The organism is Pedobacter sp. 01T416_2, assembly GCF_056398925.1.
This window is the reverse complement of sequence record NZ_JBFTQI010000252.1, coordinates 1-7,293: the sequence shown is the minus strand read 5'-3', so window position 1 is coordinate 7,293 and position 7,293 is coordinate 1. Positions and strand designations below refer to the sequence as shown.

At 37.2% G+C, this 7,293-nt stretch carries 9 protein-coding genes; 4 read left to right on the top strand and 5 right to left on the bottom strand.

The features are described 5' to 3' along the window. Positions 1-194: 194 nt before the first annotated feature. The gene (locus AC1DPQ_RS12410; protein ID WP_477583901.1) at positions 195-1,064 is read left to right on the top strand and encodes a 1-aminocyclopropane-1-carboxylate deaminase/D-cysteine desulfhydrase; all 870 of its coding nucleotides are present in this window, start codon (positions 195-197) and stop codon (positions 1,062-1,064) included. Positions 1,065-1,473: 409 nt separating this feature from the next. On the opposite strand, the gene AC1DPQ_RS12405 is transcribed toward AC1DPQ_RS12410, so the two are convergent. Both AC1DPQ_RS12405 and AC1DPQ_RS12400 read right to left on the bottom strand, forming a co-directional pair. Beyond that, entirely contained in the window at positions 1,474-1,779 is a 306-nt protein-coding gene (locus AC1DPQ_RS12405; RefSeq protein WP_477583899.1) for a GNAT family N-acetyltransferase, read from the bottom strand. 129 nt (positions 1,780-1,908) lie between these two features. Further along, positions 1,909-2,274 (bottom strand): winged helix-turn-helix transcriptional regulator, encoded by a 366-nt coding sequence (locus tag AC1DPQ_RS12400; RefSeq protein ID WP_215130779.1) that lies wholly within the window; start codon positions 2,272-2,274, stop codon positions 1,909-1,911. A gap of 98 nt (positions 2,275-2,372) precedes the next feature. On the opposite strand from AC1DPQ_RS12400, the gene AC1DPQ_RS12395 reads away from it, so the two are divergent. Together AC1DPQ_RS12395 and AC1DPQ_RS12390 are read left to right on the top strand one after the other, a co-directional pair. After that, on the top strand, positions 2,373-3,125 hold the full coding sequence (locus AC1DPQ_RS12395; RefSeq protein WP_477609513.1) for an SDR family NAD(P)-dependent oxidoreductase: 753 nt from the start codon (positions 2,373-2,375) through the stop codon (positions 3,123-3,125). A 217-nt stretch (positions 3,126-3,342) separates the two neighbouring features. Further along, positions 3,343-3,810 carry a hypothetical protein gene (locus tag AC1DPQ_RS12390; protein WP_477583896.1) on the top strand — a complete coding sequence of 156 codons (468 nt, stop codon included), beginning with the start codon at positions 3,343-3,345 and terminating at the stop codon, positions 3,808-3,810. 11 nt (positions 3,811-3,821) lie between these two features. Here AC1DPQ_RS12390 and AC1DPQ_RS12385 read toward each other — a convergent pair whose 3' ends face one another. The 3 genes from AC1DPQ_RS12385 to AC1DPQ_RS12375 form a co-directional block, all read right to left on the bottom strand. Continuing rightward, positions 3,822-4,283, bottom strand: a complete 462-nt coding sequence (locus AC1DPQ_RS12385; RefSeq protein WP_477609511.1) for a nuclear transport factor 2 family protein — start codon at positions 4,281-4,283, stop codon at positions 3,822-3,824. Positions 4,284-4,401: 118 nt separating this feature from the next. Continuing rightward, a complete protein-coding gene (locus AC1DPQ_RS12380) occupies positions 4,402-5,241 on the bottom strand; it encodes an MBL fold metallo-hydrolase (protein WP_477609509.1) in 840 nt (279 codons plus the stop codon). 131 nt (positions 5,242-5,372) lie between these two features. Continuing rightward, a complete protein-coding gene (locus AC1DPQ_RS12375; protein WP_477580703.1) occupies positions 5,373-5,954 on the bottom strand; it encodes a Crp/Fnr family transcriptional regulator in 582 nt (193 codons plus the stop codon). 240 nt (positions 5,955-6,194) lie between these two features. On the opposite strand from AC1DPQ_RS12375, the gene lat reads away from it, so the two are divergent. Continuing rightward, the coding region (gene lat, locus AC1DPQ_RS12370; RefSeq protein ID WP_477609507.1) for an L-lysine 6-transaminase at positions 6,195-7,293 on the top strand (1,099 nt) is incomplete at its 3' end.

Sequence of the window (7,293 nt, the reverse complement as noted above, 5' to 3'; positions counted from 1 at the left end):
GGTATAGGCCTTGGTATCGGCAAATAATCGAATATAATCTTGTATCAATAAGGTAGGATTGTCATCCTGAGCCTGTCGAAGGAAGGGTAAATGTCTCTAGTCCATTTCGACAGGCTCTCCGTAGGAGTCCTTTGGACAACGTGACATATTAATTAAAATTAATTTTATGATATAACCTTTGCTTATTTTCACACGTGTTCGAAGAAATATATAGTCCAATACAAAAAATAGCATTTTCTCCTTTAAACAACCTGTTTGTTAAAAGGGATGATCTTATCGATCCTTATATTTCCGGGAATAAATGGCGTAAGCTCAAATACATTTTAGCCAAGGCCAAAGCAGATCAAAAAACGCATCTGGTCACTTTTGGAGGTCCTTATTCCAATCACCTCGTGGCTACTGCCGCCGCAGCATCAAGATCGGGCTTAACCGCTACAGCTTTTGTACGTGGGGAAGCAGTAAAAAATGAGCTATTATTACTGTGCAGTTTATTTGGGATGAAACTCATTTTTACCGACCGTGAAAGTTATCGGGATAAACACCAATTGTTTGACCAGTATTTTGCATCCGATGCACAAGCCTATTTTATAAATGAAGGGGGTGCATCAGTTGAAGCCACCATTGGCTGCGCAGAGGTAATTGAAGAGCTAGTGGAACCATACGACCACATTTTTTGCGCTGCCGGAACAGGAACCACAGCTGCAGGTTTGTTGATGGGAATTCAACAACAACAATTAAATACAAAGTTACATATCATCCCCGTGTTAAAGGGTGCTTCATTTATCAAAGCAGAAATAGCACATTATACGCCCATCTCCAGCCACCTCGAACTTCACCTCGATTATCATTTTGGAGGCTATGCGAAAACCACTCCTGAACTGATCAGCTTTATCAAAACCTTTACTGCAAAAACCGGATTGCTACTAGACCCTGTTTATACGGCGAAAATGTTTTATGCCATTCAAGATTTAGTAAAACAAGAAATTATTGGTAAAGATGAAAAAGTATTGGCCATCCATACCGGAGGGCTTATGGGCATTTTTGGCATGAAGGATAAGTTTTAAACGGGTAATACAATCTTTGATGCCAATTCATCCTGCAAATGCGCTTAACTATCTGATCAATATCATTAGCCCTGAATAAAAAAAGGGCCCTCATTGCTGAGGAACCCCAATAAGATCTCTAAATCGTCCCGTTGATTTGATTCTTGTTATAAAAGTATCGCTACTTTCTTTCGAATGAAATAAAAATAGAGCAAGCCCGCTAAATAATAGATGAAGATGCACGATCTATACACATTGAATAATAAACCGTCCAAAACAACCGGCTTTTAGTTCTTTTTTAAAGGTTTAATTAACTCATTTACAATTTTCCGGTGGCTTTCTTACCAGAACCATTGGAAAATTGATTTTCCAAAACCATGAAGTATTAGTGTAGCTTTCCTGAATTTAATTCTAGTATTGTTTTTATCGATTAATCGTTTTCGCGCACTTTGTTCCAGATATCTCTGTAAAGTTCTTCGTGGCGTTTAAATTGCAGATGCACATAAGGGCACAATGGAATTACCTTCAGGTTATTTGTACGTACATAATTTACCATGGCATCCAGCAATAGTTTTGCGTAACCTTTGCCTTCTTTTTCGGGATCAATTTCGGTATGATAAACCGTTAAATTTCCGCCCTGAATATCAAAAACCATTTCTCCATATTTTTCTCCCTCATCATAAAGTTCGAATGCACTAGGTTCTTCTTTTTGGATATTTAATTTAACTTCTGCCATAATACTTAACCCGATACAATTTTTAAAATTTGCTAATCAACTGATGCAACATTAAATAAGCTGCCAAATCAATTAAAGGTAACCAATATTTGCTGATTTATGCATACCTCTAATCAAACTTTAACGGTTTTATGATCCACTCTTCTTTAGCGCTTTATTCTTCTTGCCCCAAGCACTTAATTGACAAAAAATCGGAAGAAACTCTAGTGCTATCGGAGTTAGCTCATATTCTACCCTCGGAGGAACCTCTGCATAAACAGTTCTTTTAACCAGCTCATCCTGCTCCAATGCACGCAACTGTAAGGTTAACATCCGTTCTGATATATATGGGAATTCTTTTTTCAGCTCACTAAACCTCAATTTTCGGTCTCCAAGTTTATCCAATATTACAATTTTCCATCTCCCTCCTATTTTGTTGGCCGCATAAGTCAGATCGCAATCCGTTATAAATTTTTCGTTGAGGGTATAAGTCGAATTTTCTTTTCGTGCCGTCATTACTTACAAATTTGTTTGTACCATACAAATGGTAGTGCATGCTATAAAAATACGCGGTACAGGTTATTATTGCAAGGTCATTTTAATCACAAGAAAATATGGACTTATATTTAACCGGAAAAACGGCATTGGTAACCGGAGCCTCTAAAGGGATAGGTAGCGCAATAGCAAAAGAGCTGGCAAGGGAAGGTGTAAAAGTTTTCGTAACAGGCCGTAACCAACAATCATTAGATAGCCTTTCCAGTGAGATTGTTGCTGAAGGCAACATTGCCCCTATTGTTTTTACGCAGGACTTACTGGCACCAAACGCGCCTCACAAAATTGCTACTGCGGCCTTAGCTGCACTTGGCCATATCGACATCCTCATCAACAACGCGGGGCAAAGTCAGCCTGTAGATGTTGCAGGACCAGAAGAACCCTGGACTAGATCGATGGCCTTAGATTTTGAGCGCCCCAGGTTGCTCACTCAAGCGCTATTACCACATTTTATAGCCCGCAAACAAGGTACAATACTCAATTTGACCAGTACTTATGRATTACGCTCGTTGAATGTTTCAGCTATTGCCAAGGCCGCAATGGCAATGTGGTCTAAACAACTTGCAGGTGAGTTGGGCAAATATGGAATCAGGGCGAACTGTTTACAGCCGGGACTTATCGATACTGAAAACATCCGGCCTTATTTCCCGGGTGATGAGCGCAGGAAATATGCTGAAAGTGAAATACCTTTGCAAGATTTTGGTGAAGTGCAAGATATGGCAAACATGGCTGTTTTCCTGGTTTCGCCACGTGCTAAATATATAACAGGAACGGTTTCAGTAGTGGACGGTGGAGGATCACGTTCGGCATTCTGATTTTTATATCGATAAAATCGCTTAAAATGATGTGATTTCAATATTGTTTTTTAAAAAAATGTGCCATAGAATAATTTCCACACAATTAACTTGTAAAACACAAGCAATCAACTTGTAACAGAATTTTATTCTAAATCAATCAGATAGTATATATATTAGTGCTTTAGATAAGAAGTTTTTGTATGTGAAGAAAGTTTCTCAACCTTAAAATATTTCAATGGAACCCCTTGTTATCAGAAAAGCACCTTTAAACCTTTATGTTATATTAGTGTTGTCCATAATATCGATACCCTTTTTTATTTATATATTTTATGGTGATTTTACAATTGTAACAGTAGGCATCATAGCTGTTTTCAGTATATTTCCTATATGGCTTTTTATTTATGCACTTCGCGAGCTGATCAAAAAAACACCTCATATTACTTTTACGGAAAATGAGCTGATCATTAAAGACCGTGATTTTTACAATTGGAAAAACATAGAGGGTTTTGCATTCAGCATAGAAGAAGTGGGACGTGATAATGCCGGGAGTATATATAAAAATTACATCACCGTATTATTAAAGGACGGCACTTCTGCAAAAATCCCTGTATCACATCTGGACAGGAAGGCAGACGAAATTCTGTATTTACTCAATGACTATAAGCGGGAATCAGATGATGCAAAAAGTCCTTCTCAACAATAAAGCGAATAACTTTATTGCATGACATCATTTACTGGCTTACTATCCACAAACTGCTCAAAACTTATGATTTTACGCTCTTTCAGTTTCCATATGTGGGCAACTCTTGCCGTAAAAGGCTTATTTGTCTTTTTATAGGTACCAGAATAAGTTCCATACGCTACCACTTTGTCTTCATTGGCAACATAATCTTCTGGCGTGAATTTATAATCAATCCATTCGCTTCCTAGTCTTGCAAAAACATTTTTTTTAATGTTTTCCAAGCCTATATAAGTGCCTGCGCACGGAAATCCTTCTGCTTCTGTCCATGAGATATCTTCAGCAACATATTTTGCTAAGTTTTCACCATTTTCTTCCGAAGTTTTTCCTTCGTAGGTACTTTTTACAATTTCTAGATTTGTCATTTTATTGATATTTGAGACACAACTTGTCAGCAGCATACCTGCAACCAACAAACTGGATATAATTGTTTTCATTTCTTCTGTGCTTTTGCAAAAAAAACAATCTCAAAAAGAAATAATGATTTAAGAGCGTTTTTTTAGCCTTTTAGATCGCAAGGAATAATTAACTTAAATTTATTCCTTGCGATTAATTCTACCATTTCATTTCGCCGGTATTCACCTTTGCTCCAATCTGTAAAGCCGTTTCAAAAGTTAATGTTGGATATTGTGCTTTAATCGCTTTGATCAACTCTTCAGAAGTTTTGTTGGTTTTTAAAGCCTCTTCGTAAAACTGGATATAACTTTTGGTATGTTTTATTGCACTAACATCAAATGGGCTTGCGTTATTGGCATGTGCAGGAATAACGATTGAAGGATTTAAGGCTTCGATTTTGTCTAAAACAGCAATCCAATTTTTACGGGCTTCCGGCGTTTGTGCATCTGCCATCCATAGGTTAAATGTAGTTCCGAAAACATTGATACCACCTATTACTGCTTTAATTGAAGGAATCCAAACAAAGGTTTTTGCAGGAAATTCTTCCAAGCCAACAACTTCGAGTTTCTGACCTTCCAAATCAATGCTATTTCCCTTTATAACCTGTGGTAATACCACATTAGAAGTAATGGCCTTGCCTAATCTTTCCCCCCAAACATCCAGTTTTTTCTGTGCAGAGGCTTTGATAGCTTCCACGGTTTCCGGTGAGGCGAAAGCCGTTACTTCCGGGAAATGTTTCTTAAAAACTTCCAATCCGAAGTAATAATCAGGATCAGCATGGGAAACATAAATTACAGTTAATTTTTTACCAGACTTTTTGATTTGGCCGGCGACCTTTTCCGCGTCTTCCAAAGTAAATTGTGCGTCGATTAAAACGGCATCTGTTTTACCTGAAACGATTACGGATGCCACGCCAAAAGCATTCTCTGATGCGTTATAAACTTCGAGCTTTAAATTAGCTGTTTCAATAGTTTTGAAACCTTGTGCATTTGCTTCCATTTTTARTAAGATTAGAATAGTTAGAAATAATGTTGAAATAATTGATTTCATGCCTTATGTTATTTGATGACACAAAGATGCACAGGACACCAAGACAAAAAGATTGAACAAGTTCAATAAATACAGGTTAGCTAGCTACCGGTTACATTTTTTTTTCTGATCTTACTCAAAAATTCGTGACTAATGCCTAAATAAGCTGCAATCTGAAGGTTGGTCAATCGTTGTAGGAGCTGCGGATATTTTTTAATAAAATCAAGATAGCGCTGGTCTGCAGTTTTACTCAAATTATCGATCATCCTCCTTTGTAGGGCAACGTGGGTTTTTTGGGTCATTATCCTGAATAGCTTCTCAATTTGAGGACGATTGATGTAAGCAAATTCTTTGTCCTTCTTAGAAATAAGCAGTACCTCACTATCTTCAAGAGCCTCTATATAGAGCTGAGAAGGTGTGTTATTGGTGAAACTATCAATATCGGTAATCCACCAGTTTTCAATGGCAAAATACAATATGTTTTCAAAACCATTTTGGTCAACATGATAGATGCGGAAAAGTCCTTTGATTACAAAACCTTCAAATTTACAGGTTTCACCCGCTTGCAGTAAAAAACGCTTTCTTTTAACCAATTGATGTTTGAACAGGTTACAGAATATATCTCTTTCCTTTTCCGGAATGGTTACATGGTTGGAAATATGCTGATGGAGAAGTTCTTTCATAAGGTTTACAATATCAGGCTTAAAACCCATAGATAGTTCATATTTATTTAGATTTAATTTGCTCCGCAATAAGAATTTTCGAAAAAAGTTTTCCACATCGGTGAAGTCCAAAACGCGATTTTGTCTATAATCATACTTTAAACAGTTTAAACCTATTTTTTATGTAAAGTGCACAAAAAGTGCTTAAATTTTGATTTTAGGCACATTTAACTAAATTTGGATTATACCAAAACCAAGTTTATGTATCAATTAACAGTACCTGCAGATCGCGTTAACGAATCGTTAAGTAAGCACATTTTGGCCGATGGTTTCGACCTGACTTATGATATGGAAAAAAGTCATGGTGCTTACATTTACGATGCTAAACACAACAGAACTTTACTCGATTTTTTCACTTGTTTTGCTTCCGTTCCTTTAGGTTATAACCACCCTAAAATGATCAATGATGAAGCATTTAAAAAAAATCTTCTCCTCGCTGCATTAGCTAATCCATCGAACTCTGATGTTTACACCCAGCAGTATGCACAGTTTGTTGAAACATTTTCCAAAGTCGGTATTCCGGCTTACCTGCCGCATGCTTTTTTTATTGCAGGTGGAGGCTTAGCAGTAGAAAATGCAATTAAGGTAGCCATGGACTGGAAAGTTCAGAAAAATTTTGCGAAAGGATATACTGAAGAAAAAGGTTTTAAGGTTTTACACTTCGAAAGGGCTTTTCATGGCAGAACGGGTTATACTTTAAGCTTAACCAATACCCTACCCGATAAAACCAAGTGGTTTGCCAAATTCGATTGGCCAAGAGTGGCTGTTCCGGAAGTTAAATTTCCGCTTTCAGGAAATAATTTAAGTCATGCCATTCAAACCGAAGAAACATCTTTAGCGCAGATCAAAAAAGCATTTGCAGATAATAAAGACGATATCTGCGCTATAATTATAGAACCAATCCAATCTGAAGGTGGAGATAACCACCTGCGTGAAGAATTTTTGATCCAACTTAAGGCCTTGGCCGATGAAAATGATGCCTTTTTGATTTATGATGAAGTACAAACCGGGGTTGGGTTAACCGGTAAATTCTGGTGCCATCAACATTTTAGTGAAAAAGCTCAACCAGATATCATCGCTTTTGGAAAAAAAATGCAGGTTTGTGGTATTCTTGTCGGTAATAAGGTAGACGAAATTGAAACCAATGTATTTAAAGTGCCAAGCCGTATTAACTCAACCTGGGGAGGCAATTTGGTTGATATGGTTCGTTCTACGCAGATTTTACAAATTGTAGAAGAAGATCAGCTTTGTGAGAATGCAGCAAAAGTAGGTGTGTACTTAAGAGATCAACTAGAAAACC